This window comes from Paenibacillus barengoltzii NBRC 101215 (genome assembly GCF_004000745.1).
Classification (GTDB): Bacteria; Bacillota; Bacilli; order Paenibacillales; family Paenibacillaceae; genus Fontibacillus; species Fontibacillus barengoltzii.
The window spans coordinates 44,803-69,486 of the sequence record NZ_BILV01000007.1; the positions used below are offsets into that span (position 1 = coordinate 44,803).

The following is a 24,684-nucleotide window of genomic DNA, read 5'->3' on the forward strand; positions in this document are numbered from 1 at the left end:
AGTCTCGTGTTCTATATTCCACGAGACTGCAGGTTATTTTTATGCCATCTCATCCAGCGGGAAGCTTCGCAGCAAATCGCGCAGCTCTACCTCCGGAAGCGGCTTGCTAATATAATACCCTTGAATGACATCGCATTTCGCGCGGCGTACATGCTCCATCTGCTGCTTGGTTTCTACACCTTCGGCGATGACCTGAAGCCCCATTTTGCGTCCGATCAGAACGATTGCTTTCGCGAGCGAACGGCTGTCATCCTGTTCCGGCAAATGCTCAATAAATGATCGATCCACCTTCAATGTTGTAATTGGCATCTGCTTAAGTGACCCCAGCGAGGAATAGCCGGTGCCAAAATCATCTAATGCGATTTGAATGCCGTTGGCCTTCAATTCATTGAGCTTCGGCACCAGTGATTCCAACGTTTCCATAATCATCGACTCGGTAATTTCCAGCTCTAAGTATTCAGGATTCAAGCCGGTCTCCTGAAGGATCTGCAACACCTTGCCAACAAAGTCTTCTTCAAGCAGCTGAACCACGGAAATGTTCACAGCGATTTTATACGTTCCAAACCCGTCGTCCTCAAGACGTTTGGCGAAAGCACACGCTTCTCGCAGCACCCATTCGCCGATTGGGACGATCAGGCGGCTGTCCTCGGCTATTTTGATAAAGGATAAAGGCGATACGAAGCCAAGTTCCGGACTGTTCCAACGGATCAGCGCTTCAAACCCGCAAATTTGGCCGTCGCGAACCGAGATTTGAGGCTGGTAGTGAATGATGAACTCCCCCCGGTCGAGCGCATGCCGCAGGTTCTTTTCCAAGACCACTCGCTCATTAAACGCTTCAAGGAAAGCTGGAGCGAAGACGGCATATTGGCCTTTCCCCGCCTCTTTGGCCGCGTACATCGCGACGTCGGCATTCTTGAGAAGTTCCTCCGGGCTCCGTCCGTCTTCCGGGTAGAACGATATTCCGATGCTAATCGATACATACAGATCGCTGTCGTCTATCCGGAACGGCTCCTTGAATCCCTGGATCAGCTTTTGGGCCAGTCCCGTTGCTTCTTCCTTCCCCGCATCATTCATCAGAATTACAAACTCATCCCCGCCGAGGCGAAAGAGCATCCCGGCCTCTCCAATCAGGGAGGTCAAGCGAGCGCTGGCCTGTATCAGCAGCCGATCCCCAAATTTATGCCCCAACGTATCATTAATAAATTTAAAATTATCCGTATCTACGAAAAATAATGCGGCTTTGGCATCCTCTCGGGAAACCAGTTCATCCATTTTCTCAAGCAAATATAACCGGTTCGGCAAGTCGCTAAGTGTGTCGTAGTAGGCGAGATGCCGCATCCGCTGCTGGTACAATTTCAACTGGTGAATATCGATATTCGATCCCACCATCCGATAGGCCCGCCCTTGATCATCAAACAGCGCTTTCCCTCGTCCTAAAAACCAGCGGTACTCCCCGTTTTTGCACCGCAGCCGATATTCGCACTCGAAGACCTCTTTGACCCCTGCCTGTAAGGACGCAAATTCCTCATGGATTTTCACATTATCTTCCGGATGGACCACCTGTTGCATCATCTCGCTGGTTATTAAATCCTCTTGTTCGTAACCCAGCAGTTCAAACCATCTCGGCGAATAATACCGATGGTTCCGATCCAAATCCCACTCCCAAATGCCGCCGTTGGATGCCTCCGTGACCATGCGATAGCGCTCTTCGCTACGTCTTAGCCGCTCCTGATTATCCAGCAGCATATCGAAGTTCTGTCTTAATTCTTCCTGAGTCGCCGTTAACTCTAAATGCGCAGCCTCCAGCTCCTGATAGCTGTAATGCAACTTATTTTCGAATTGCTTACGCTCTTCGATATCTACACCAGTCATGATGAAAACATCCGGGTCACCTTTCAGTCCAGGAATCACTGTCGTGCGGAACAAGAACGCCTTATCCTTCCCTTGATCCGCGCAAAATAAATGAATCTCGCAATGATCCACAAAGCGATACGCAAGCGCCTGATCCAGCAGCGGAATCAACTCCCGGCATGCGTGCTGCAGCAGAGAATGCTCCGTATATGGCCGTCCAATCGCTTCTCCTTCCCGAATACCGGTAATCATCTCGGCGTACCGATTGAAACGCACCGTTGTCCCGTCACCATGTACCGCCCAAATAAACAGGTTGCTATGATCCAGCACTTCCCTCGAAAATTCCCGTTCGCCGTGAATCGTGCGGCGCAGACGTTTGATGTACGTCCGAAGTAAAGTGTAGCCGATGGCTCCCCCTCCGACCAACAGTCCGCCGATGAGAATCAGTCGGTTCCGTAATGCGTAAGAGTAGGATTCAGAATGGGTGAAGAAATATTTCAGATAGAGCTCCTCATACACCCCTGAGCGCTTCACATCATCAATCCGGCGGTTCACATACTCAACCAACTCCGGCATTTGCTTGCTGATCCCATAAGCCACATCGCAGGGATACAAACCTTCCAGCAACTTGTGAACCTCTCCGGTCATGTCCTGCTTAACAATCAAATAATCGACGACGTTTTCATTCTCAAACAGCAGGTCGATTTCTCCCCGTTTTAATGCGGCAAGGGCCGCTTCGACGGTAGGATATGTACGATAAGACGTTACACCAACTTTAGTCCGTAAAATATCTTCCGTATATTGTCCGGCGCCTACGCCAACGGAATATTGGTGGAGTTCATCCGTCCTTAATGAGCCGCGAAAATGTTCTCCCGCATAGACTCCGATATAAGTCCGCATCACCGGCTTGGAAAATAGCACATCCTGCCTTCGATTCTCTTGGATCGCCATTAATCCGGACGTATCCGCCTCCCCTTCCGTAAGAGCTTGGTACACGTTTTTCCAATCCGAGGTGGAGTAAACCAGCGTATAGTCCTTCTCTTTGAAGAGCATGTGGGTTAATTCCAGATCGAAGCCCATCAGAAATCCGTTTTGACTGAACTTATAAGGAGGATAGTCCAGCTCCGTCTGGTAACGAACCTCTTTCTGCTCCGCTTCGGCTGTTGTCGAGCCTAACCCCGCCGTGACCAAAACCACAAGCAGGAATGCCACCCATAACAGACGGATTTGCTTCATTCGCGATACACCCTTTACGTTAGGATAGTGGAGGTACTATCAAATCACGAAAATTAGCATATTTTGCTTTATCTTATCATAGGAGTACAAGAAGACCTATGCCATATTACATGGTTCTACAAAAAAAAATAGACACCTCCTGATGAGAAGATGTCTGACTGTACCTGTTGGCTATTTCGACGTACCGGAAGCATCCTCCGCATCCAGATACGGCTTGTTGGCGAAATAGTACATAAAGCCCATCAACAGCACCCCGCCAACCAAATTACCTAGGGTGACAGGAATCAAGTTGTGAAGAACACCGCCAAACGATATTGTGGCGGGATGGTCCAGCACCAAAGCGATGGCGAAGGTACACATATTCGCAATACTATGTTCATAACCGGAGATAAAAAAGCAGAAGACAAACAACATCATCGCAAACATCTTCGCCCCATCCCCTTGCAGCGCCATCGGAATGAAAAAAGCCAGGCACACCAGCCAATTACAAAGAATGGCGCGGAAAAACAATTCTGTGGCAGGAGTCGTCATCTTATGCTCAACTACGTTGAGCAAGAAGCTATTCACCGAAGCATCGGCAAATAAGCCCGTTAAGTAAATCAGAAGGGCAAAAGCGGCTGCGCCCAAAATATTGCCGAGGTAGCTAAACACCCATAACTTGGTGACATCCAGCCATTTCAGCCGTTTCCTTAAAGCCGCGTATGTATAATAGAACGTATTTCCGGTAAATAGATCCCCGCCGCCGTAAGCGATAAGAATAATTGCAGCGCCAAAGGTCAAGGCGGCCATCGGATAGGTCAGCGGCGAATGTTCCACGTAGAAGAAGTTCCCGCTCTTAAACGCAACGATGACTCCAAAACCGATAAACATGCTCGCCAGCATTGCTCTGGCAATATACCGGATATGACTTTGCATAAAAATCTTATATTTCTTGATTGCGAGCTCCTCAACTTTTAACAGCGATTCAGTCTCCATAACGCCCCCCGTTAATTCATTTGATGATGTTCTTTGAGGTTAGCTTATCCCTTGTTGGCTGCAGCCATCCCATCACTCACCATTTTCGTTTAAATCTAAAATAAACGGTATTGCTGCTATTTACAAGCGATACAGATTTGTGCATAATAAAAATGAGGATTATATGATAATGATTATCATTATTAATTCAGAGCTGACCTGGTTTATCAACGAACAACAGTGTAAGAGGAGAGAATGCCCATGAGATTGTTAGCCGCCCGTAGAAAGACAAGGCTGAACATCGATGATTACTTGGATCTGCTCAATCTTGCCACCCATTTGGGCGACCGCCAATGGCAAAAGGAGATCATCCGCAAGCTGGAAATGATGCAATCCGAGGTAACTGACGTTCAATAGTCAGCCTATTCAAAATAAGTGCGAGCTTAGGGACCCCCCAGGCTCGCTTTTTTTGCATCTGATCGATATAGTCAACTTTTGTTCTCTATCATACGACTACTGGCATTTAGGTGAAAGGATGCGCGTCTTCTGTCGCACCTTGTCGGAAAAATCGATTGCCATCGGTACCGTGCCACATGTATGATGGAGTCATAAGTGATGACTTTAGTAGATTCTCCCGTATGACATACATCGTCTGTTATTCTACTTCTACAGCGGATCATTTCGAGGAGGCTTTGTATTGTGGAAGACGATCAGATACGCTCCCTATTCCAGCCTGAATCCGTGCTCACCGCTTCGGCCTTGTTTCAGGCCATTGATCGGATGGGCGTTGGCCTGGCGATTACAAATCCGAATCTTCCGGACAATCCATTAGTCTATGTCAATCAAGGATTTGAGAAGATTACCGGATACAAGCGAGAGGAAGTTCTCCATCGGAATCTCCGTTTCCTTCAGGGAAAAGAGACCAACAAAGAACATCTCGCCGTAATTCGGAAAGCGATCAAGGAAATTGGGGCCGCTACAGTAACCATCAAGAACTATAAAAAGGACGGCAGCACCTTCTGGAACCAGTTTGTCATCAGTCCCATTTTGGATTCGGACGGGCATCTGCTCTATTTCATTGGGCTTCAGTTCGACGTAACTCGGGAAATGGAGAAGCAACAAGCTTCAAGGGAACGACTTCGTCAGTTGTCCCATTTCGATCCGGTGACCCACCTGCTGAATTCCAACTATTTTAAGGAGCTGATGTACACCGAGCTCGTTTCGGCCCAAGCCGAGAATACCACGGCCGCTGTCATTTGTATCAATCTCAACCGTTTTCGGCTGATTAATGAAAGCTATGGCGAGAGCAAAGGCAATGAACTGCTGCGCCAAGTCGCAGAAAGACTGCGTCGTTCATTCCCGGATGGAACACCGATATGCCGGAATTTTGCAGATGAATTTTTCGTATTGGTGTCGAATATCACGGATCCCTTATACATACATACACTTGCACTAGATTTGTATAAAGCGCTTAGAGAGCCTTACACAATATCCAACTATGCGTTCCAGGTCAGTTTCGGAATGGGGGTCAGCCTCTACCCGGACGACGGATCTGACATTCATCAACTGCTGCAGCATGCAGAAATGGCGATGAAGGAAGCCAAGAAGGAAGCGCTCGAAGGCCCGCACTACTATGATCAATACCTGATGGATCGGCTGCAGAGCCAAATTACGTTAGAGAAAAAAATGATCCGCGCACTGGCAAGAGGGGAGTTTGAGCTTCACTTCCAGCCCAAGGTAAATGCCTTATCCCAAGAGCTGACCGGCTTTGAAGCGCTGATCCGCTGGAAGGACCCTGTCCAGGGATACATTCCGCCCAACTCTTTCATTCCGATCGCCGAGGAGAATGGGTTTATCGTTGAATTAGGCGAATGGGTCCTGTTGGAGGCGTGCAAAGCCAATAAACGTTGGCAAGAGGCCGGGTATCCGAAGCTGCCGGTATCGGTGAATGTCTCAGCGGTGCAATTCCGACATCCGCAATTCTTGCGTACCGTTGAACAGGTGCTGGACGAGACAGGTCTTGCCCCACAGTATTTGGAGCTGGAGGTCACCGAATCGCTGTTAAACGATCATGTGATGATCAAGGATACTTTAACGGCCTTGCAGCAAAAGGGCATCTCACTCTCGGTAGACGACTTTGGGACAGGCTACTCCTCGATCCATTACTTGAAGTCGCTCCCGGTTCAGGTGCTGAAAATCGATCGAACCTTCGTGCAGGAGACGCCGTGCTCCGAACGTGACAACTCTCTGCTTCGTTCCATCATCCAGTTAGGCAAATCGCTGGGGATGACGGTGCTGGCCGAAGGCGTCGAGACGAAAGCGCAGTTCGAATTTCTGCAGAAGAACGGCTGCGATCAAATTCAAGGTTACTATTACAGCCGTCCGCTGAACGAAGAAGCCGTAGAAGGCTTGCTGAAATCAAGTTAATGGGCGTTACAGCCCCCGATCCTCTCGGGTTATGACGTTCTCTTGCCCAAAGGGAATAAGTAAAAAAATAACCATGCCAGCAGCAACGCTCCAGCCGGTATCCCGCTTAGCATCCATCGGATGCCCATCGCGGCCGATGCCGGCTGCTCATTTAATGCGGCATCGTAACCACTCGCCTCCAGAATGAGCCCCATGCATGCCGCCTGCAGCGAAACGCCCCAGCGCACGATAAATCCGTTCATGCCGAAGTACATGCCCTCCCGTCTTGCCCCAGTACGCCGCTCATCCTCATCGATCACCTCAGACAACAGGACATCAAGCAGCACCAGCAGTCCTGCCAATCCGATGCCGACGGCTGCAGCGGTGCCCATCGCCCCGCCTGCCTGTGTAACCAAGCCGAACGGCAGCAACGCTGCGGCATAGCAGCCCACCGCAATGAGGATGCCCCGCCGAGCTCCATATTTGGCGGTGATCCGTCCCCACAGAAATACGCAAGGAATCGCGGTGATAAAGATGGCCCCTAGCAACAAGGTGTTATAGCTCTCCTCGCGGCCCAGCACGTATTTGGTGTAGAACGGAATCCCGGCAGGCAGCAGTGCAAATGTAAACTGCACCAGAAAGCTGCCAGTCACGTAAAGGACAAACGCTCGGTTCCCCAAAGTATGTCGAACCGCTGTGGATAAACGGAAGGTGGCACGTTCCGGATCATGATGCTCCCGGCTGCCCCAAAGGGATAACGCTAGGAAGATGGCCGACAATCCAGCGAATATAACCCCCATCGCACCCCAACCAATCTGAGAATAAAGGAGCGGCGGAATCGCGACACCTACAATCATGCCCACGATCCCCATCATTTGCCGCCATGAAGAGACATACGCTCGGTCCTTAATACTCTGGAACATCTCCGGGAACAAAGCCGAGTAGTTCAGAACAACCAAGACGAATAATGCATCATACAGAATCACCGTGCCAATAAAATATGGAAAGGCTGCTCCTTCCGCCGCCGGGGGCACCCACAGCAATGCAAACGCTGCCGCCAGCGGAACCATTCCAAACCCGATATAAGGAAGGCGTCTGCCAAACCGGGTGCGGGTCCGGTCAGACAAATGACCAAACAACGGGTTCAGCACAGCATTCAGCACGCCGTGAAAGATCATCGCCAAGCTGATCCAGGCAGGCCGTACGCCCAGCACGTCGACGTAATAATAGACGAGATAGGTTGCAAAAGCTTGCGACATCAAATTGACCGCCAGATTGCCCGAACTGTAGGCTACCTTTTGAAGCTCCGTCCGGTTTCCCGGATTTGCGGTTCGCATCATCCGCCCTGCCTCCTTTATTCAATCAGCCAGCCGGCCCTAAAGCCGCTGCTGTGACTTCTGCAGATCCTGCAAGTCCTTCCAACGGATCATCTCGATGCCTTCCTCCGCAAGAACCGTCTTAATGTCTGGATCTCGGAACAACATGTAGTCCCAATGTCTTTTTTCCCATTCGTGATGGATAGCCTTCAGTTCTTCCGTTGCAAGCGCTGGATGGATGATAATCTCTGAAACGCCGGGGCGGAGCCCTTTAAGAACCGCAATCATATCGCGTTTGTAGCTCTCGTATGTTTCGCCCGGCTGCTTGCCAAAGGGCAGACCGATGAGATCGTCGAGGAGGATCACACCCATCCGGTCAGCTAACTCGGTGACCTGACGCATGAGGGCATTCGCCTCCGGGGGCAATTTCCCTATTTGCGGCAGTGAACGAGGCAACCGGAAGGGCAATCCGTAATCCGCACAGATCTCAAACGTCACGTCTAGGAAATGGTTCCCTGTTGCCAAACCATATAGGCTGCCCATGTGGTTATCGAGATGTGTAGGAGCCAAGCCTAGCGCCAATGCGGTCTCCACCTGATTAATCATTTCAAGGCGCACTTGCGGCCGGGTGGCCTGCAATTCGAAGCGGGCGACGTCCTCGGGAAAATAACCTTCCTCTGTCACCAGAGTTCGCACGTCTCCATCCCGGGTAACCGGCCCCCACTTGTACCCGTTCCATTCACTGGTGAACGTCAAATGGACCCCCACATCGTACTCTGGATTGGCAACGCTCCACGCCACTGCTTCCTTGGCCCAGGAGCAAGGGATCATCACCGTCGCGGAGGATACCGCCCGTTCCTGCAGCAGTTGGGTAATCGCCATATTCTCCGCATGGCACATGCCGAAATCGTCCGCGTTTACAATCAACAGTTTGGCTTCCCGCCCGTACCCCAATCGCTCTGCCAATGTCATTTGCCTTCTCCTCCGTTTCTGCTCTTCTAATTAATTAAAACGCTTTCATAAATATTGAAAATAACCGAAGTGCATCTTCGGTTAAGGATAAAACTCCGAATCCCGGTTAATGACGAACGTGTCACAGATCCAATCGTGCAATCCCCGCTTCTCCCGGGTAAAACCAATCATGATAAAACCGATCAACAGGATCAAAGCGGATAAAATCTGAGCAAAGTACCTGCAGAGCGAACGTAAAAACGAAATTCGTTCTCCTTGACCATCTACAATTTTTGCGCCAATCACCCGCTTCCCGACCGTCCCCTGCCAGGAAGAGCAGGGCATGATCACAAAATACAAGATATCCAGAATCCGCTGGACCAGATCGGGCAAAGGCAGCAACCAATTGACAAGCGTTAAAATGGCAGCATCGATCAAATACGCGAGCAGCCTTCGCCAGAATCCCACGTAGATCTGGTCCGGGTCGCGATACATCATCTCACGGCGTTCCCCCTGATCCTGGTTCTGTGTGGAGGGCGGCTCATAAAAGAAAAACGGTTGCCCATCGGTAAGCATGGGTTGTGACATGTAACTTCAGCCCTTTCTCTGGCCGATGAATTTATATACCAAGTGTATGTTGGAACTTAGGCCTATAGTTCTTGAGTTTGTAATTTGTAATTCCGCTTATATCCTAATAATTCCTGCTCAGGCAAAAAAAATAAGGGCAGTCGTGAATCGACTGTCCTTATCGTGATTAACTATTAATGATATTCCGAGCCGCATTGGTTTCTTCCGTCCGCCCGCTCATTTGAGCCACTCCCCAAAGAACCGCTCGTAGCCTCGCTTCATCACGGTCGCTGAAAACTTCTCAAAGGCGTAATCCCGATTGTCCCTGGAAAACTTCAGCGGTGAAGCTGCCGCCATGTTAACCAGCTCAAACCAGTTGTGCTCGTTGCCGGAAAAGGCGTGCCGAGAGCTGATGTGGCCATAACACGGATGCTCTGGTTTGACGACGATTTTGCCCATCGCCAGCGCTTCGGTCAGCGGCATCGCAAAGGTATCAAACCGGGAACAGCTCCAGTACACCTTGGCCGAGTTCATCAGCGCGAACACCTCGTCCTGGGTTAATGCAAACTTCAGGGTAACGTTACGAGGGATGTTGTATTTTTTCACACTTTCCTTATAACGCTCCCCGCCAAACACCATCACGACATCCTTGTCCGGATTCTGCCGCGCATATTCCAGCACCAGGTCCGGCCGCCGATTCTCCTCGTCCCGTCCGATCCACAATACCCGATTCTCCACAATGGCCGCAGGGTCATAATACCGCTCCGCTAACGTTTCATTAAATCCGATTGGGATCACATCCACATCCGTCACACCAAACACGTCGTTCATTTGCTTCCGCAAAAACTCCGTCTGTACGATCGCCTTGTCCACGATGCCATAGAACGGCTTCATCATTTCGTAACCTGTCAGCGCCGGATCAGGGAAGCTGTGGGGAAACAGTACGCTCTTGGGGAGGAACATTTTCAGAAAAGTAAACCCGGATACCGTATAAATCACGTGCTCGATGTTCTGCGAGTAAATCTGGTCCAGCACGATATCGTAATTGACCAAATCCCCCTTCTCATGTTCATAGCCGGGAAGCCAATCGTGTCCGCTGACATGGCGCTCCGGTGAGATGAACACAACTTCCACGCCTAGTTCCCGGCCGATGTCGCGCAGCCGCTCCGCAAACACGCGCGGGCCTTGGGCTTCCGCAAACTGGATTTTTCGCATGACTAAACCGACTTTCTTCATTTGATCCCGCCTCTAGTTGATATAGTAGTATGTGGCTTGCCACGTCATGTCTTGCTTCGTCAACCGCTAACGGACCTAATGGACGCTAATGGCTATGAATCCGAGGCTACGCGAGTTTAACGGACTTGAGAGACCTTATTGTAGGCAAATCCGGTAGAAACACCTCTTTATAGCCCAAATAGCGGCTTACAGGTCCGTTACTGCAGGAAATATTCGGAAAATGAGCTGATAAGGTCACTACAGTCCGTTAACAGATCGCAATCGCAAGTGTTCATAGGCTACCCATGGTTCTCCAGCAGTTCCAAACATCCAGCCAAGCCTTTCGCCGTCTCTTCCCGCTGCCGCAGCAGCCCTTCCTTCGTCCAAACGCCGCCGCCTCGGCGCAAATCTCCTTCAATCAAGAGGAGCATCCATAGGGAAAAGATCGCAGCAACCCAGGCGTACTCCCGGATCAGCACATCCTTGACCCATGACGTGCCCTGTTTGTCCGCTTCTGCAAGATACGTCTCAAGCAGCTCCATCCGATCCTCTGCCGGCATCACCTTAGGAAAGCGCGGATGGGACATGTCGATCAGATGGTACAAATCCCAATAGGGGAGATTCCGGTGCGCATGCTCCCAATCCAGCAACACCACGCGCCCCGCCCCTGTCACGGCGTAATTGCCCTGATGCAGATCGCCATGCGACAGCACCTGCCGCTTGGCCGTGAAGCCGGGCCCGTCCCGGACCGCCGAGATGACCTCGGAATCCAACCACTGGACCGGCAGCCCCTGTCCGCCTAAGACAGCCAGTGCCTCCTCCCGCCGATTCAACACGTCTGCGGCGATGGCTGCGATGCCGGGCTTCGGGCCTTGGGCGGGCAAGCTCGGCCACTGTTCCACGGGAGCCGCATGCAGGCGAGCCAGCTGTCGCACCGCCGCTCGGGCGTACTCCAGCCGGTAGGTATGGTTCAGCTGCCCCAGATCCTCGAAGATCGCCCAGCTCTTAGCACCGCTCCCCTCCGGCGAAGCGGCAAGCAGCATCGGCGCTGGAATCTCAGGCAGCTCCGCCAACACGTTCCGGTACACCCATGCCTCCCGGTCCGCCGATTCCCCGTTCGTCAGCGGCTTGAAAATATAACTTTGACCCGGAGCGAGGTAGATCCGCTCCACCCATTGTCCATTCATGCCTTGGTACATAGGTTCCCGGCGCCAGATCTTGCTCTCATCCAGCGTTCCGTCTGCTTTGACTACTGCATCGATGTTCCGCATTTGGGTTCCTTCCGCTCCCTAGTTTGACCTTAATGTTACATAAATTTTGAAAAGATTGTCAATCCGCCGCCTGTACTGAGCCAATTACACACAAAAAAAGAGCGGCGCCTTAAGCGCACCGCTCTTGTGAATGCACATCGAATTTATAGTGAAGATGAATCCGTATCCTTCGGCTCCGCACCTTGCCCCTCATCCTCGGGCTCCGATTGTACCACAGGGACTTCTACCGTTATAGAGTTCGAAAGTGCATATCCTTTTGCATTAGTCCCATCCGGCTCTGACAGAATATAGACTCTGTATTTCCCGGCAGCAATCGGATTGTGATAGATATCTTGGCTAACCACAGTACTGAGTGTGCCATTATCGGCTGGTACATTGACACCATTGTTTTTCAAAGCGATAGCCGCATCCAAGTTTAAAGTTTGGTCTTCAGAAATTACGAGAACCTTATAGGATCGAATGTAATTCCTGTTGTCAGGCTGCTCAAAATCAACCTTAATGGAGTTCCCTTCAGCCACCGCATTGAGTCGAGTTACCGGAGCAACCGAAATATTATCCGGCCCCACTGTCGGCTTCACAGCATTAGACGCGGCAGATAGAGCGTTAGCACCGTTCTTGGCTACAGTTAAAACAAAAATTTGATACGAGGTATCTTTGTTGATCTCATTTCCATCAACGTCCTTCGAGTGTGCCAAGGTTTGCTTCACGTTCTTCCCGCTCGGATTTACCGATGTGAATCGCTCTGGATCGTTGACCTTGTTGGCATCCGTAAGTTTATAGTTACCCGCTTTTGATGCTGGAACTACGAGAATCCGGTACTCCACGACATTACTTTCATTTGCCAGCTTATTAAAACCGAAATCGATATCTCGGTAGGTACCGCTTTTCGTGCCATTCAATTGTGCATACAAACCATTAACTGCACTAACAGCGCTATTGTCGCTTAACGTAATTAAGTTCGAGTACGTCGACAATACATTGTTCCCACCGTTATTGGCTACGGACAGGACAAAAACTCGGTAAGCGACGTTGTTTTTAATCCGGTCGCCGTCAACGTCTTTCGCACTTGCGTTGAGAGTAGCAGTCAAAGTACTGCTGCCTTTGCTGACCGACGTATATCTATCGCTGGACAGCGCATTTGCTTTCGATAAGTTGAAGCTGCCAACGTTCGACGATTTCACCACCATGATCCGGTATTGGCTGATGTACGTTTCATTGGAAGCATGTGAGAACGAAACCTGCATATCCCGGCCATCGCCATAATCGTTTACGTCGGAGACTTTAATATTCGAAACCGCATCAATTGTATTTGGCGACAATGTAATCGGCGAGGAGTAAGAAGACAACGCATTGCTCAGGTTATATCCGTTGCTGGCTACCGACAGGACAAACACCCGATAGCTGACGCCGTTGCGGATCGTGGCTCCGTCTACATCTCTCGCCCCCGATTTCAGAACCGTGGAAAGTGTATAGCCGTTCTTGCTCACCGTCGTATAATTGGCGCTGCCAACATTGTTTGCCTTGGCTAACGTAAAGTTATTCGCATCCGAGGTTTTGACCACCAGGATCCGATAATTGCTGATATACGTTTCGTTCGCAGCCCGGGTGAAGGTTACCTTCAGGTCGCGGCCGTCCCCATAATCGCTCACGTCTTCGACCGTGACGTTCGATACCATATCCACCGTGCTGCCATTGGTTAACGTGATCGCAGCCGAAGCGGACGACAGCGTATTGTTTCCTGCGTAAGCCCCGGTACCCACGGCCATAACGAATACCCGATAGCTGACACCGTTGCGAATCGTGGCTCCGTCGACATCCCGGGCATTGGAGGACAAGGCATACGAAGTAATATTCGAACCGGTCTTGTTCACCTGCGTATAGTTCACGCTAGAGACTTGGTTTGCTTTGGCCAGGCTGAAGTTCGCATAGTCACTGGCTTTCACAACGAAGATCCGGTACGAACTGATCCGCGTTTCATCCGAGATCCGGTTGAAGCTCACCCGCAGGTCGCGGCCGTCGCCATAGTCGTTCCAGTCTTCCACCTTCGTGATGACCGGCGCGATAATCGAGCCTTGCGAGAGTGTAATCGCCGAGGAGCCGGACGACAATTTGTTCGCATATCCCGTACTATTGCTCACAGATAACACAAACACTGTGTAGGACACGCCGTTCTTGATCAGATCACCGGACGTATCCCGCGTGGAAGAGGACAACTGACCGGTTAACGTCGATCCGCTCCCTGTTTTGGACACAAGCGTGTAGTAAGAGCTGGACAGGTTGTTCGCCGTGCTCACTGTAAAGCTGCTAGCGTCCTTCGTCTTGACGACGAACACGCGATAGTTCGCGATGTTGCTTTCATTTTGCGCTCTTGTAAAGGTGACGCTCAGGTCGCGGCCATCGCCGTAATCGCTCACGTCACTGACTTTAACGTTCGTTGGAGCCGCAACGGACACGGTGTTGGTCAACGTAAAGGCCGGTGATGGATTCGACAACGTATTGGCGCTGTTGCCCTTGCCGATCACCAATACATAAGCAACGTAGGATTGATCCTCACGAATCGCTGCTCCGTCCACATCCCGTGCGCTGGCTGACAGCGTTAAGGACGGATCGGATCCTGACGGAGACAACGAGGTGTAATTGGCCGAGCCGACTTTCTGGGCGGCTGCCAGATTAAAGCTGGAAGCATTCGCTGCCTTCACGACCATCACGCGATACTGTTCAACGCGCGATTCGTTCGAGGATTTCGAGAAGCTGATTTGCAAATCCCGTCCATCCCCGTAATTTCCTACATCACGGGCCGTGACGTAGGTTACCGGACCAGGATCACTTCCGTTATCCGAGCCGCCCGATCCGCCCGATCCAAAGCCGGATTTAATCGTTACGATTTTGGCGGAATTGTTCCACCCGACTTGCTGCCCTAACGCCTCACTGACGAAGCGGACGGGCACCATTGTTCTGCCTTTCACGCTTTGTGCCGGCACGTCGAGCAAAACCGTCTCATTGTTGATGGTTGCCGAACGCGACATCAGCTTCAGCGTGATCGTGGTACCGTCTTTGTAGGCGGTAACGGTCTTCAACGTCTGGTTGTAGTTCACTTTGGCGTCCAGCGCTTCAAAGATAGCCCGGAGCGGCAGCATCACCCGTCCGCTAATGATAACCGGATCCTGGTCGGTAGTCAGCCGGTTACCATCAATGTAAATGCTGATCGGCGTAGCCGCTTGCGCCGTTGTCTGTTGAAAGATTGGTATTATTAAGAGTGCGGCTAAGAGCGAAGCCCAAATTTTTTTCAAATATCTCGTCCTCCCCTTGCTAATGCACAGCTAAAGAAAAAGTAACTCTTCCCATTTGACGTGCGATACCAGGTAAAAGTTTCTATGTTTCCCGCTTGTAAAAAAATTTTCACTCCTAGATGCCTATCCCCGTACGAGAAATTCTGGATAAACCAGGGACTATCGCCATCTATCTAGGACTAGAAGCATGAAAAAATCCGCCCCCATCACGGGCAGCGGATGTATTGCAAGCTGGTTATTTGCTGGTCAATCGATTCAACCGGGCCGTCAACTGTTCACGCCAACTGGTTGACAACTCCTCCACGGCCAAAATACGCCGGATCCCATCGGCATCCTCTTTGTCGACGTGCATCACGCGGTTCGCGAACGCCAGCGTAACTCCTGCGGGATGCCTCTCGACAAGCTCCAGTTGATCCCCGGGCCGAACCTCTCCTTCCTGGAGCACCCGGAAATAATATCCGGTATATCCCGTTTGCTGGATGGTCAGCGGCAGTTCGGGCAAACCATGCTTCATCCCCAGCTTGAAGCAAGGCTGACGTGGTTGGCTGACCTGAACCATCGTACCGCCCATACGGAACCGGTCACCGATGCAGATCTCATCTTCGAGCATGCCTTCGGTTGTAATATTTTCCCCAAACGCCCCAAGTGCCAAGGTAATCCCCAACTTCTCTTCCCAATAAGCATAGCGCTCATACGGATAGACACAAACCGCCTTGTCAGGTCCCCCGTGATTTTTAAGGTCTGCTTGCTCATCACCGGCAAAATTCACCGACGAGAGATACCTTGCTTCCGTCACCGGCGTTTTGAAGATGCCGGTTCGTACCGTTTTGCCTTGATGTTCCACCTCGACTGGCTTTCCCACGTTGAGCGAATGAACCGTCATAAAATCACCCATTTCTCGCAGCCCCCTCTGTTCCGAAAATCAGCGTGAAATAAATTCCATTATAAGGGACACCCCCCTTGAGCACCACCCTTTCATTCAAGGGATTGGAGCCAATTGAAACTTGCCGGGCACCTGAACCGTATTACTAGTAGACATCCATGATCTCACAACAATGATTTTTTACGATCAATACGATCCCTTGCATCAAAGAGAGGAATGTAATCTATGAAATTCAAACTTAAAAAAGTTGTTATTCTCGGCACGATGGCCCTTGTGATTACGATAAACCCCAGCATGTCCAGTTTTGTAACCAGCCTGAGCTATGCGGCTCACCCCTCCAAGCAATCCAACCAAAGCAATAAGGCGGAGCGTCAGGAGGACGAGCTGAACCGAGTGCTGGGCGCTTCCTCCGACCGGGAGGTTTACGACGCTTTGCTTGAAGGCCAGTCGCTGGCAGAGATTGCCGAATCCCATGGTCAGGATGCAAACCAGGTTATCCAGCTGCAAATTGCCCAACTACAGGAGCAGTTGCAGAAACGGTTGGACGATGGCAGCATCACCCGTGAAGTTTATGAGCTTCAGCTGCAAGAGCTTCCGGAGCTGGTTGCCGAGAGCGCGAAAACAAGGTATACCATCCTTGGTTAATGATTAAAAAATGAAGGCCCTGCTATGAACCGCTATTTCTTGCGGTATCTAGCAGGGCCTTGTTGCGTTTATCTTCCCCGTTTCGGAAGGAGCTTAACATATTCATCGGAGAGCTTCATCAGTTGCAAAATGTAATCGTAATCGCTGCGATACGGCGCAATATCAGCGACAGGCTGCAGCGTGTCCAGAGAAACCGCTGCGCCGTCGTCAAAGCCAGCACCTGGGACGAACATGACTTCATCGTTAAAGAACGAGCCCGTCGGCAGATAATACCGCATCCCCACCACGTTACGATCCAGGTTCAGCAAGTCATGACCAAAGGCGGTGAATCCCTCATGTTCCAACGAAATTCCGAGAAGATTAGCTACCGTCGGCAAAATATCAACCTGGCCTCCGGTGCGCTCGACAACTTGGCCGGGTTGTTGGCCGGGAATGTGAATGATCAGCGGGATGTTGAACCGGCTGATCCGCTCGTCGTAAGCGATCCCCAGCTTCTCGCTGATCTCCTTGGCGGGCACATCCTTCTCCTGAAGGCCAAAGTGGTCCCCGTAGAACACCAGCGTCGTATTTTCCCACAACCCCGTTTGCTTCAATCCATCGATCAGCTTGCCGATCGCATAGTCCGTGTAGTTGACTGCCTCGATATAATTCCCAAGCATCGTGCCTTTCATCTCCGTCGGCAGCTCGATTTGGCGGCGATCCTCCGGTACCACAAACGGATTATGGCTTGAGGTGGTGACAAATTGAGCGTAAAACGGCTTGTCTTGCGCTTTGAGCTCGGCCAGTTTCTCGACGCCAACCCGATACATTTCCTCGTCGGACGCGCCAAAATCGTTAAAATGATCGTTGGCATAATACGGTTTGTCGTAATACTTATCGAAGTTCAGCGCCGGGTACATTTTGTTCCGATCCCAGAAGGTCACCTTGTTAATATGGAACGTATTTGCCGTGTACCCGTATTTTTGCAGCAGACGCGGCAGACTAGGCAGTTCCCGGTCCCCATACCCGGTTGACATCGCCTCCGCAGCAGTTGGATAGATCGACGTATTGGACATAAACTCGGCATCGGACGTATTGCCGGGGCCAATCTGCTGGAACACGCGTGGAAAGTAGAAGCCTTCCTTCGCTAAACCGTTAAGGACGGGCGTAATTTCTTGGCCGTTTATCTCCAGATTCAATGGGAAGTTCTGAAACGACTCCATCTGCACAATGATCAAATTCATCCCCTGGGCAGCGCCAAAATAAGCCGGCACCCCGGGCATATCCACTTTGTAAGGATAGCTGCTCTCAAGCTGACGGACTTTGACTGCCGTCTCCTGCAGATTGCCTTCCGCGATCATCCGCTCTTCCTCCTGGTTGCGGATCGCTGCATCAACCTGGAAGTTAAAGAAACCTACGCTTTCGGCGCGCACCAGCTCATTGTCGATGTCTTTGCCCCAGCGGATATAAAGGCCGGATAGCATGAGGCTGACGATCAAGACGAAAGCCACCCCCACCTTCCACGCGAGCGGGGCACGCGGCCGGTTGTTACGGAAACTGAGGCTCCCCAGCCCCTCCGCAAGATTGAACCCTCGAGAAGCCCGGCGCCTGCGGGCCGCACGAAGAATACGAACGGCAATCAGCACCGGCAGATCCATGAAATATAGAAATTGTTCAGGCCGTAACAGCGAAGCTACGCTGGCTTTGACCTCAGGAACTTGGTTGAGTCCACTGAGCACCGCATACGTTGGTACTGTACCGAAGTAGGCATTATAAACCGTCGCGGCAAACAGAATCACGGAGATGATCAAATTTAATCCTAAGTACACTCCCCATTTGACCTTAGCCGGCGTCAACAGCTCCACCAAACACATCAGCGCCAACACCGACAGCCACTCTCCGGGCAATCCCTGAACCCCAAGGCTGCCATAGAAGAAATAACGCAGCAATAACAGCTTCATGCCAATCAGCACAAACGTGACGACGAAATGAATTCGACTTGAGTTACTTGAGTTACGTATGATCTCCATCTCTTTTCTCCGGAATTTACCGTGTATTTACAAAACACACAATTTCTATTCGTTTATTATAACACGGTAAAATCCGGAGTCGAAATTAGATGAAGTCTGCCATAGAGCGGACCGTCAGCTTGCCGGGATGGCCCGCGACAAAGGGCTCTGCGCTGCCTGTACCGCCCCGCCGCCGGAACTCCACCGTGACCGGAACGCCAGGAATGAGATCGAAGTAATTATCGGAGAAAATCCCTTCTTCTTCCGCCGAAATCCACACTTGACGCGCCAACACGTCGCTGATCAGGGTATATTGGCTGCCGCCGCTGCCGGCCACTTCTTGAAATGTAATATTTGCCTGCGGTAACGAAAGCTCCCTAGCTGAAGCGAAGTAAAAAGGTTTGCTGTCCACGGCCTGTCCCTCGATCTCCAGAACCGCATACAGCACAACCTGATGCGTATCACGGCCTTCCAGCCATTCCGCCCGGGTGAATACTCCTGCTTCGACCACCGCATCGGCAGAGGCGTGAACCTCCAACGTCTGTTCTTTCAACAAGCCCCCCTGGAAGTCATGAAGCGATAACCGCAACCGACCCGTCACCGGCTTCTGCAGATCAGACACGACGCTGATCGAAATTGGGCCATCCTCCGGCTCGTAGATCGCCAGCATGATCTCGCGGAAGCTGCGGCGTACCGCATACTGCAACGCCTTCCAGCGTCCGTAATAGTCCATCCCTGCCCAGGACGCCACCGGCCAGCAATCGTTCATCTGCCAGTACAACGTCCCCATGCAGTAAGGCTTGTTACGGCGATGCGCTTCAATCGCCGTGCGGATCGCCTCGGCCTGCAGCACCTGACTCATGTACAGAAACGAAGGGAAATCCTTCGGCTCCGGCAAATAAAGGTCCATGTACTCCTTGATCAACTGGTTCCCGCGGCCATTCTTCTGATGGGCCAGCATGATTTTAGACTCCAGTGCCAGCTCGGTCTCCGGCGCGTAAGTCAGTACCGATTTCAGTTCCGGAAACGATTGGAAGCCGTATTCGCTCATAAAACGGCCGACCCTCAAGTTATAGTGATCAAACGGCTCAACTGCATGCCAGACGCCCCAGTAATGGACATCCCCCTCACCGGTAACTTGAAGCGCATGTTGATCCGCATCCCCCGTCAATTTACGGATGGGAGAAGAAGGCACGTAGGCAACGCCGCCGCCAAGACGCTCTACTGCTTGCGGCAGAATTCGGTGGAAGATCGCCTCGTAATCCGCCCAGATCTGTTCACGCTGCTTGGCGGTATAATCCTTTTTCCAGCCCCAGCCCCCATCCTCGACATAGTGAGCCCAAGCCGAATCGATTTCGTTGTTCCCGCACCATAGCGCGATACAAGGATGATTCCGCAGCCGCTTGAGGTTGTCCTCCGCTTCGCGCGTCACGCTGTCCAGAAACTTGGGATCCCCTGGGTACATACTGCACGCAAACATGAAGTCTTGCCAAACCATAATGCCGTACTCATCGCACAGCTCGTAGAAAATATCCTGCTCATAGATCCCGCCGCCCCAGACGCGAAGCATATTCATGCCGCTTTCGGCTGCCGTGGCGATTTCATGGCGGTAACGCCCCTGAGTGACTTCCGTCAAAAAGCTGTCGTTCGGGATATGATTTGCCCCTTTGGCGAAAACCGGCACACCGTTTAACTCGAAGCGGAACGAAGCCCCCGCCTCATCCTTCTCCCGAACTAACCGAATGTCGCGCAGCCCGGTTCGAACAGAAGCTTCGGCGACCGCCTCCTGCCCGCCGTCTGCCACAAGCTTAGCATGGAAGTTGTACATCGCTGGTTCCCCCAGCCCCCGGCACCACCACAGCTTCGGCTCCGCAATGACCGCCGGTACTTCTACCACGTTTACCCCCGGCTCTAATCCCACTGAACGCTCCCAGGTCAACTCGCCGTCCGTGAGCTGCATCTGCCCTTCCCAGCGCTCAGCAGTTTCGATTTCTACCACGGCCGTAAGCTCCGCAGCCGAGACGTTGACCCGGTCCTGGCGAATGAACAGGTCACGAATCACCGGGCCGCTCCAGCCCTCAAGCCGCACCTCGCGCCAAATCCCGCTGGTTACGAAGCGCGGCCCCCAATCCCAACCGTAATGATACGGCGCTTTGCGAGCAAATACGCTGACCCGTTGGTCGCCTAACCCGCCCAGCTCTGACTGGTCGTTTGTCGCTGGCAGACCATACCCCAGCTTCTCGAGCTTCGGCAAATCCTCTGCAATAGGAGAGCGGAAGCGGACAGCAACCTTGTTAACCCCCTTGTGCAGCAGCGGCTTCACATCGATGCGCCAAATGCGGAACATATTGTCGGCGGATAAGACGTGCGTCCCGTTCACGGTGACATCGGCGTAGGTGTCCAAACCGTCAAAAACAAGCTCTAAGTGTCGCAAAGCCAACCAAGCCTCATCCACTTCAAAGGAGGCTTCGTACTCCCAATCTTTTCGATCAATCCACTGCAAATCATGCTCGTTGGTTCCATAAAACGGACCAGGGATCAACCCGTTGCGATACAGATCCGTATGCACCGTGCCCGGCACGCTCGCAGACTTCCAGTCCGTCTCGTCACTTGCTTTAAAGCTCCAATTGTTCAGTATAAGTTGTTGTTGTTGACCGCTCATAGATCCTCCCAAGTAAACGTAGTAATACTTTCATTATCTCTGTTTATTCGCAAATAGCAATCATTTTGTTATTATTTTGTTAGTTTTTAATTAGAACAAAAATTTGAAATTTCAGAAACCATGTATGAGTTACAGGTTGGAATTCCCCATAAAACAGCACAATTGAAGACAATAAATAGTAATCGGGAACATTTCAATGCACTAACAAGTGAGATAAAATTAGGCTGTAAGCGCTAACAAATATACTAATAAGGGGCGATGAAAGCATGAAGAAGAAAAGCATCTTGATGGCATTCATGATGATCTTCGCACTATCCGCCGTATTGGCGGGCTGCAGCGGCGGAAATAACGGAAACGGAACAACCGCCGATACCGGGAACTCCGGAGGCACGAACACGGCGACCGCAAATTCCGGAAGCGAAGGATCCGGCGAGACAACGCTCAGCGGCAAAGTGACCTTCCTGACCAACCGCACGGACATGATCGGCAAGGAGTACGACGAATATCTCAAACGATTTAACGAGAAGTATCCCAACATCAAAGTCGAATTCGAAGGCGGCCAGAGCGACTACAACCAGCAATTAAAAGTCCGGATGGCGAGCGGAGAACTGCCTGATCTGATGTTCGTTCCTGACATTCCGAACTCGGATTTGCCGAAATACTTCGCCCCGCTGGATGATATGACGTTCAGCAGCGAGTTGACGTTCAAGGATTTCAAATCTTACGAAGGCAAGTTGTACGGCATTACGACCGGGAACGCAAGCTCCGGAATTGTATATAACAAGAAGGCCTTCGCCGATGCCGGCATCACGGAAACCCCGAAAACCTGGGATGAATTTCTAGCTGCCTGCAAAAAACTGAAGCAAAACGGCATCATTCCTCTGGCCTCCAACTTCAAGGACAAATGGCCGCTGGGCAGTTGGGTTTACGATTTACCGAGGCTGATCGAAAACAATCCCAACTTCCCTAACGAAAAGTTGAATACCGATACTCCCTTCACCATGGACAACGGTTACGGCAAATCGTTAAGCCTGCTGAAGGAGCTAGCCGATAGAGGTTATCTGGAAAAGGACATCAACTCCACCAACTGGGAACAATCGAAAAAGGATGTCGCCAACGGCAAAATGGCTATGTACTACCTCGGCAATTGGGTGATCAATCAAGTTATCGGCGTAGGGGCCGATGCCGACAATATCGGGTTTTTCCCGCTCCCTTACGACAATTCGGGCCAAATCAGAGCCGCATTAAGCCCTGACTTCTTCTATGCCGTCAACAAGGACAGCAAAAACCTTGAGGCAACAAAGGCGTTTCTATCCTGGCTGATCGAGGAATCCGGCTACGAGGACTTCGCAGGTTTTATGTCCCCGCTGGAGGGCCGTGAGTCAAAGCTTCCGCAGCTTGCCGAGTTCCAGGCACAGGCCTTGGAGCTTCAGGAAGGTGTAGCGGATGATCCTCAGGTCATTCAAATCTCGAATAAGGCGCAAATCGATTTGCCGGCGATCGCGCAGGAATTCGTTCTCGCCAAGGACCCGCAAACGGTGTTTGACAAGTGGAATAAGGCCTGGGCCAAAGCGAAGAAAGATCTTGGTTACTAATCCCACCGGAGGCAAAATGGATTATCGGCCTTTTCGATAATCCATTTTGCTTTCGTAACAAGCAGGACCCATACAATTCAGCGGAAAGAAGGGACTCCAGCATGCTCGGCTCCATGTCGTACTTGAAGCAAAAAAGGATCATTATTTTCACATTCCTGCTCATTCCAGTGAGCTTGCTCTTATTGTTTACCTACTATCCTGCGGCCAAGCTCGTCTACTTTAGTTTTACTGCGTGGGATGGTTACAGCCCGGAGAAGCCTTGGGTCGGACTTGATAATTACCGGGAAGTATTCTTAAATCCTGATATTTTCGGGGTATTCGCGCATAACTTTGCTTATTTTGTCGTGGGGCTTGTTCAGAACGTGATCGCCATTTACTTTGCCGTCATCCTGAATTCCCGGCTCCGCGGCAAAAACGTATTCCGGCTGCTGCTTTTTCTCCCGTACATTATGAACGGCGTGGCGGTTGCCTTTATGTTCGGCTATGTCTTCGATACGACGCAAGGCTCGTTAAACCTGTTCCTGAACAGCATCGGGTTGACCAATCTGAGCGAAACCAGCTGGCTCGGCACCCCGGGGCTCGTCAACTACGCTCTGGCCTCCACCGGTCTGTGGCGATTCATGGGATACAACATGGTGATCTATATCGCCTCCCTGCAAGCGATCCCGGCCGATATTTACGAGGCCGCCAAAATCGACGGCGCCAATGCCTGGCAGACTTTTTGGCGCATTACATTGCCGAATATGAGGCCAGTCATCCAGTTGAACTTGTTCCTGACGGTCACCGGCGCACTTGAAGTCTTCGACCTGCCCTTCGTCCTGACCAAGGGCGGCCCGGCCGGAGCGAGCCAGACGTATGTGCAGCGCGTCGTCGAAACCGCGTTTGCCTACAACAACTACGGTCTCGCCTCCGCGATGAGCATCATTTTATTGTTCTTTGTTATCGTTGTTGTCGGATTGCAGCAGTTTGTACTAAGCAGAGGGGGGAGCGGCAAATGATTCGAATCCATACGATTGTCAATACGTTTAAATATATCACGCTGTTGATCGGAGTTTTCGTTGTCCTGTTCCCGCCTTATGTGGTCATTGTCAACTCCTTTAAAGCCGATGAGGAATTCAACACGGGCAGCACGATGGCTTTGCCGGAGAGCTTCTTCAACTTCGACAACTTTAGAGCCGTGTTTGAGCGGGGCGGGCTGATTAACGGCTTTACCAATACGCTGATCATCATTTGCGTCTCTCTGGCCTTCAACATCCTGTTCGGCACGATGGTTGCCTATGTGCTCGGCCGATTCGAGTTTCGGATGAAAAAAGCTGTCTTCGCCCTCTACCTGTTCGCTACCGTCATTCCGGGAATCACCACCCAGGTTGCCACGTTCGGAATTATAAAATCGCTGGGCTTGTACAATACGATAGGAGCGCCAATCATTTTGTACATTGGTGCGGATGTGATACAGATCATCCTGTATTTACAATTTATTCGCAACATCCCGGTCGATCTCGACGAGAACGCCATGGTCGAAGGGGCTTCCTTGTTTCGGATTTACCGGTCGATTCTCTTCCCGCTACTGACGCCGGCGACATCGACCCTGATTATTTTGAAGTCGATCAGCATTTATAACGACATGTACACCCCCTACCTCTATATGCCGAAGCAGACCCTCGGCGTCGTTACTACGGTGCTGATGCGGTTCCAGAGCCTGAACGTCGCCAACTGGAATCTGATTAGCGCAGCGATCCTGCTCATTTTACTGCCTACCGTCATCCTGTACTTTTTCCTGCAAAAATATATCTTTGAAGGCGTGACGAGCGGTGCTGTAAAATAGGAAGAAGTCGATGTGAGAGAGTCAGGGGA

General features: G+C 51.4%; 17 protein-coding genes. 6 read left to right on the forward strand and 11 right to left on the reverse strand.

Going from position 1 to position 24,684, the window contains the following annotated elements:
• Positions 1–39: 39 nt before the first annotated feature.
• Complete coding sequence (locus PBA01S_RS02825; RefSeq protein ID WP_085169503.1) at positions 40–3,087, reverse strand: EAL domain-containing protein; 3,048 nt, start codon at positions 3,085–3,087, stop codon at positions 40–42.
• Between the two features lie 171 nt (positions 3,088–3,258).
• On the reverse strand, positions 3,259–4,062 hold the full coding sequence (locus PBA01S_RS02830) for a formate/nitrite transporter family protein (protein WP_028537506.1): 804 nt from the start codon (positions 4,060–4,062) through the stop codon (positions 3,259–3,261).
• Positions 4,063–4,302: 240 nt separating this feature from the next.
• Here PBA01S_RS02830 and PBA01S_RS22670 point away from each other — a divergent pair, with 240 nt between their 5' ends.
• Both PBA01S_RS22670 and PBA01S_RS02835 read left to right on the forward strand, forming a co-directional pair.
• A complete protein-coding gene (locus tag PBA01S_RS22670; protein ID WP_016313775.1) occupies positions 4,303–4,458 on the forward strand; it encodes a hypothetical protein in 156 nt (51 codons plus the stop codon).
• A gap of 282 nt (positions 4,459–4,740) precedes the next feature.
• Positions 4,741–6,468, forward strand: coding sequence for a putative bifunctional diguanylate cyclase/phosphodiesterase (locus tag PBA01S_RS02835; RefSeq protein WP_127575290.1), 1,728 nt, complete (start codon positions 4,741–4,743; stop codon positions 6,466–6,468).
• 29 nt (positions 6,469–6,497) lie between these two features.
• On the opposite strand, the gene PBA01S_RS02840 is transcribed toward PBA01S_RS02835, so the two are convergent.
• The 7 genes from PBA01S_RS02840 to PBA01S_RS02870 all read right to left on the reverse strand — a co-directional run bounded on the left by PBA01S_RS02840 (position 6,498) and on the right by PBA01S_RS02870 (position 15,952).
• Positions 6,498–7,787 carry an MFS transporter gene (locus tag PBA01S_RS02840; protein WP_028537504.1) on the reverse strand — a complete coding sequence of 430 codons (1,290 nt, stop codon included), beginning with the start codon at positions 7,785–7,787 and terminating at the stop codon, positions 6,498–6,500.
• A gap of 36 nt (positions 7,788–7,823) precedes the next feature.
• A complete protein-coding gene (locus PBA01S_RS02845) occupies positions 7,824–8,735 on the reverse strand; it encodes a polysaccharide deacetylase family protein (RefSeq protein WP_016313778.1) in 912 nt (303 codons plus the stop codon).
• Between the two features lie 81 nt (positions 8,736–8,816).
• Complete coding sequence (locus tag PBA01S_RS02850; protein ID WP_085169505.1) at positions 8,817–9,302, reverse strand: RDD family protein; 486 nt, start codon at positions 9,300–9,302, stop codon at positions 8,817–8,819.
• A 216-nt stretch (positions 9,303–9,518) separates the two neighbouring features.
• Positions 9,519–10,517, reverse strand: coding sequence for a glycosyltransferase (locus tag PBA01S_RS02855; RefSeq protein ID WP_028537503.1), 999 nt, complete (start codon positions 10,515–10,517; stop codon positions 9,519–9,521).
• A 278-nt stretch (positions 10,518–10,795) separates the two neighbouring features.
• A complete protein-coding gene (locus PBA01S_RS02860) occupies positions 10,796–11,767 on the reverse strand; it encodes a phosphotransferase family protein (RefSeq protein ID WP_085169507.1) in 972 nt (323 codons plus the stop codon).
• A 143-nt stretch (positions 11,768–11,910) separates the two neighbouring features.
• A complete protein-coding gene (locus tag PBA01S_RS02865) occupies positions 11,911–15,057 on the reverse strand; it encodes a copper amine oxidase N-terminal domain-containing protein (RefSeq protein WP_254899731.1) in 3,147 nt (1,048 codons plus the stop codon).
• A gap of 235 nt (positions 15,058–15,292) precedes the next feature.
• Positions 15,293–15,952 carry an MOSC domain-containing protein gene (locus PBA01S_RS02870; RefSeq protein ID WP_254899732.1) on the reverse strand — a complete coding sequence of 220 codons (660 nt, stop codon included), beginning with the start codon at positions 15,950–15,952 and terminating at the stop codon, positions 15,293–15,295.
• Between the two features lie 213 nt (positions 15,953–16,165).
• On the opposite strand from PBA01S_RS02870, the gene PBA01S_RS02875 reads away from it, so the two are divergent.
• A complete protein-coding gene (locus PBA01S_RS02875; RefSeq protein ID WP_085169512.1) occupies positions 16,166–16,585 on the forward strand; it encodes a hypothetical protein in 420 nt (139 codons plus the stop codon).
• 68 nt (positions 16,586–16,653) lie between these two features.
• Here the strand turns inward: PBA01S_RS02875 and PBA01S_RS02880 are convergent, their stop codons facing one another.
• Entirely contained in the window at positions 16,654–18,594 is a 1,941-nt protein-coding gene (locus PBA01S_RS02880; protein WP_085278597.1) for an LTA synthase family protein, read from the reverse strand.
• Positions 18,595–18,679: 85 nt separating this feature from the next.
• A complete protein-coding gene (locus tag PBA01S_RS02885; RefSeq protein ID WP_164744071.1) occupies positions 18,680–21,235 on the reverse strand; it encodes a beta-mannosidase in 2,556 nt (851 codons plus the stop codon).
• Between the two features lie 266 nt (positions 21,236–21,501).
• Here PBA01S_RS02885 and PBA01S_RS02890 point away from each other — a divergent pair, with 266 nt between their 5' ends.
• The 3 genes from PBA01S_RS02890 (at position 21,502) to PBA01S_RS02900 (ending at position 24,655) form a co-directional block, all read left to right on the forward strand.
• A complete protein-coding gene (locus PBA01S_RS02890) occupies positions 21,502–22,830 on the forward strand; it encodes an ABC transporter substrate-binding protein (RefSeq protein WP_009223876.1) in 1,329 nt (442 codons plus the stop codon).
• Between the two features lie 101 nt (positions 22,831–22,931).
• The gene (locus tag PBA01S_RS02895) at positions 22,932–23,828 is read left to right on the forward strand and encodes a carbohydrate ABC transporter permease (protein ID WP_036644381.1); all 897 of its coding nucleotides are present in this window, start codon (positions 22,932–22,934) and stop codon (positions 23,826–23,828) included.
• Positions 23,825–24,655 (forward strand): carbohydrate ABC transporter permease, encoded by an 831-nt coding sequence (locus tag PBA01S_RS02900; RefSeq protein ID WP_009223874.1) that lies wholly within the window; start codon positions 23,825–23,827, stop codon positions 24,653–24,655. The genes PBA01S_RS02895 and PBA01S_RS02900 overlap by 4 nt, the downstream gene beginning before the upstream one ends.
• Positions 24,656–24,684: the final 29 nt, after the last annotated feature.

Excerpts from the sequence above, each read along its gene's own strand:
- PBA01S_RS02825 (WP_085169503.1), bottom strand. The coding sequence starts at position 3,087 with ATGAAGCAAATCCGTCTGTTATGGGTGGCATTCCTGCTTGTGGTTTTG.
- PBA01S_RS02830 (WP_028537506.1), bottom strand. The coding sequence starts at position 4,062 with ATGGAGACTGAATCGCTGTTAAAAGTTGAGGAGCTCGCAATCAAGAAA.
- PBA01S_RS22670 (WP_016313775.1), top strand. The coding sequence starts at position 4,303 with ATGAGATTGTTAGCCGCCCGTAGAAAGACAAGGCTGAACATCGATGAT.
- PBA01S_RS02840 (WP_028537504.1), bottom strand. The coding sequence starts at position 7,787 with ATGATGCGAACCGCAAATCCGGGAAACCGGACGGAGCTTCAAAAGGTA.
- PBA01S_RS02845 (WP_016313778.1), bottom strand. The coding sequence starts at position 8,735 with ATGACATTGGCAGAGCGATTGGGGTACGGGCGGGAAGCCAAACTGTTG.
- PBA01S_RS02850 (WP_085169505.1), bottom strand. The coding sequence starts at position 9,302 with ATGTCACAACCCATGCTTACCGATGGGCAACCGTTTTTCTTTTATGAG.
- PBA01S_RS02855 (WP_028537503.1), bottom strand. The coding sequence starts at position 10,517 with ATGAAGAAAGTCGGTTTAGTCATGCGAAAAATCCAGTTTGCGGAAGCC.
- PBA01S_RS02860 (WP_085169507.1), bottom strand. The coding sequence starts at position 11,767 with ATGCGGAACATCGATGCAGTAGTCAAAGCAGACGGAACGCTGGATGAG.
- PBA01S_RS02870 (WP_254899732.1), bottom strand. The coding sequence starts at position 15,952 with ATGGGTGATTTTATGACGGTTCATTCGCTCAACGTGGGAAAGCCAGTC.
- PBA01S_RS02875 (WP_085169512.1), top strand. The coding sequence starts at position 16,166 with ATGAAATTCAAACTTAAAAAAGTTGTTATTCTCGGCACGATGGCCCTT.
- PBA01S_RS02880 (WP_085278597.1), bottom strand. The coding sequence starts at position 18,594 with ATGGAGATCATACGTAACTCAAGTAACTCAAGTCGAATTCATTTCGTC.
- PBA01S_RS02885 (WP_164744071.1), bottom strand. The coding sequence starts at position 21,235 with ATGAGCGGTCAACAACAACAACTTATACTGAACAATTGGAGCTTTAAA.
- PBA01S_RS02890 (WP_009223876.1), top strand. The coding sequence starts at position 21,502 with ATGAAGAAGAAAAGCATCTTGATGGCATTCATGATGATCTTCGCACTA.
- PBA01S_RS02895 (WP_036644381.1), top strand. The coding sequence starts at position 22,932 with ATGCTCGGCTCCATGTCGTACTTGAAGCAAAAAAGGATCATTATTTTC.
- PBA01S_RS02900 (WP_009223874.1), top strand. The coding sequence starts at position 23,825 with ATGATTCGAATCCATACGATTGTCAATACGTTTAAATATATCACGCTG.